Source organism: Mesorhizobium sp. Mes31 (assembly GCF_024519675.1).
Lineage (GTDB): Bacteria > Pseudomonadota > Alphaproteobacteria > Rhizobiales > Rhizobiaceae > Mesorhizobium.
The window spans coordinates 1-1,925 of record NZ_JALJRL010000055.1 but is presented as its reverse complement, the minus strand read 5'-3'; the positions used below and the strand labels follow the sequence as shown (position 1 = coordinate 1,925).

The following is a 1,925-nucleotide window of genomic DNA, read 5'->3' as shown; positions in this document are numbered from 1 at the left end:
TGGTGTAGTTCTTGTAGCGATCCTGTGCTGTCGAGTTGGCCGGCATGGTGTCGCCCGTGGCCTCGATGTGGTCGCGGCCGATGCTGGCGAGCAGTTCGGCGATGGAGAGATCGGGACCGTCACCGCGCGGCGACGCGATGCGGCCGTTGGCGACGACCAGCATGTTGGCCTGCAGCATGTAGTTTGCCGGATTGTTGTCTATAACGCGGCCACAGCAGTCCTGCGGCAAAACCAGTGGCATGCCTATGGCAGATACGATCTTAATAGTATTCATATCTTCAACAAAACGCATTTACAATTGCCAAGTCGGTGCTAATATAGGTTGCATGCAGTGCTATTGATGGTGGAAATCAAAATGGGAAACATCGCTCGTCGAAAATTTATCGCCAGTCAAGTTATAGGATGGTTGAGTGATCACTTTCATTTGCCATTTAGCTATTTTAAAGAAGCAACTGACCTCAGGCAAGATCTTTTGTTTGACAATTCTTCTTTAGTTGAGCTCGGAAAATATTTTAACAAAGCGGATTGGACTTCCGTAAAACTTTATCCATCTATGTATGCCGGATGCAATACAATTGGAGATCTTATCGATCTCATCAACGACAACGAATAGCGGTGACCAATATGCGCACCTTCGCAATGATAGGGTTCTTGGCCGCTATAGTAGTCCCCGCCCAAGGTTTTGCGGACGAGGCGGATGACGAGAAACTTGCCAAACTATTATCTCAGTTTGATAACGGTCATGGCGGTCTTGATACGAAAAAGATAAAGGCTTTCTACAGCAAAAACAGACATAATTCAGAGAAGACTGTTGCGATAGCGAATATAGATCAATCAACAAAACCATACGTCAAAACAAAACAGGGAGATGAAGACCCATCAGGCTTTCATTCGATGTTCCTTTTAAGAAAAGACTTTAGCGACATTTTTCTTTTTGATCGTCCAACACCCGCTTCCCAGGCAAAGGGAGCAACCGTTTCATTTCAACATGATGCAATTGCACATGATAATGTTTTTTCGATCCACGGCATGGTTGCCGTGCCAGTCAACTTTGGGGGTCAATACGCCGACGACGGTCACTTCGGTTCGATAATCGGGTTCAATGTAGCACCATACGCGGAATTCGATTTGGACGATCATTCCAACGCCAAAAGCACACGAACAGTTACGGTCGGAGGCACTGGCGAAATAGGCTTCGACATGGGCGACTGGTCGAGCTACTTTCGAGGTACCCTTGGGATTGTCAACGATCAGGTTGACAGCTACACGGATATCGCAGGTTCTGCAGAGTGGATACCGGTAAGTCTTCCGCTATGCATTGATTTTCCGTGCAACTTTCCCGGCACGCCTCTCATCTATCGTTTTCAGCCTAGTGTATTGATGCAGTACGATCATGCCTCGTCCGGAGACAACCCCTTTTCAGATAGCAGCCAAAACTCTCTAAGGTTGGGGCCGTCTTTTGCGCTCATGGTCAAGCCGTTCGGCCCAGGCGATGCTTTCTGGAACAGAATCGTAGGGCATGTATCATACCACATAGACCGAGAACTGTATTCCGGCGCGACGTTTGATTGGCTGGACGCTGCTCTTACTTACAATTTAACCCCAAGCGGCAATCTCGGTCTTACAGGAGGCTACCAACGCGGTGAGGACGAAAAAACCGCTAAAAAAATGGACAAATTCACCGTGTCACTAAGTGGAAAGTTGTAGCAATTGTTTCGCGGCGCAGCGCGAACGAGAGTTGCGGGTCATATCGCCGTAGTGCCGACGGAGCATAGGTTGCGGATTGATGACCTGCTCGGTGATAGACGTACCGACGAGCAGTGAAATCGGGATCGATCTTCAACGTCGCCAGCACTGTGCCATGCGCAGCTAAAGCGTGTCGCGATTAATTGGCCTCATATCCGGCAGCCTTGAAGAAGTTTCTG

Annotated in this window: 2 protein-coding genes and 1 pseudogene; 2 read left to right on the top strand and 1 reads right to left on the bottom strand. The window is 48.7% G+C overall.

What is annotated here, in order from left to right; translation table 11 throughout:
- Nucleotides 1-181: pseudogene (locus tag NR193_RS33695) on the bottom strand (hypothetical protein); the annotation flags it as partial.
- A 174-nt stretch (nt 182-355) separates the two neighbouring features.
- On the opposite strand from NR193_RS33695, the gene NR193_RS33225 reads away from it, so the two are divergent.
- A complete protein-coding gene (locus tag NR193_RS33225; protein ID WP_256754876.1) occupies nt 356-613 on the top strand; it encodes a hypothetical protein in 258 nt (85 codons plus the stop codon).
- A gap of 11 nt (nt 614-624) precedes the next feature.
- Nucleotides 625-1,707: a hypothetical protein gene (locus tag NR193_RS33220; protein WP_256754875.1), complete on the top strand. Its 1,083-nt coding sequence runs from the start codon at nt 625-627 to the stop codon at nt 1,705-1,707.
- The last annotated feature ends 218 nt before the right edge of the window (nt 1,708-1,925 follow it).

What these genes read in the sequence shown, in the direction of transcription:
- NR193_RS33225 (WP_256754876.1), top strand. Translation starts at nt 356, where the DNA reads ATGGGAAACATCGCTCGTCGAAAATTTATCGCCAGTCAAGTTATAGGA.
- NR193_RS33220 (WP_256754875.1), top strand. Translation starts at nt 625, where the DNA reads ATGCGCACCTTCGCAATGATAGGGTTCTTGGCCGCTATAGTAGTCCCC.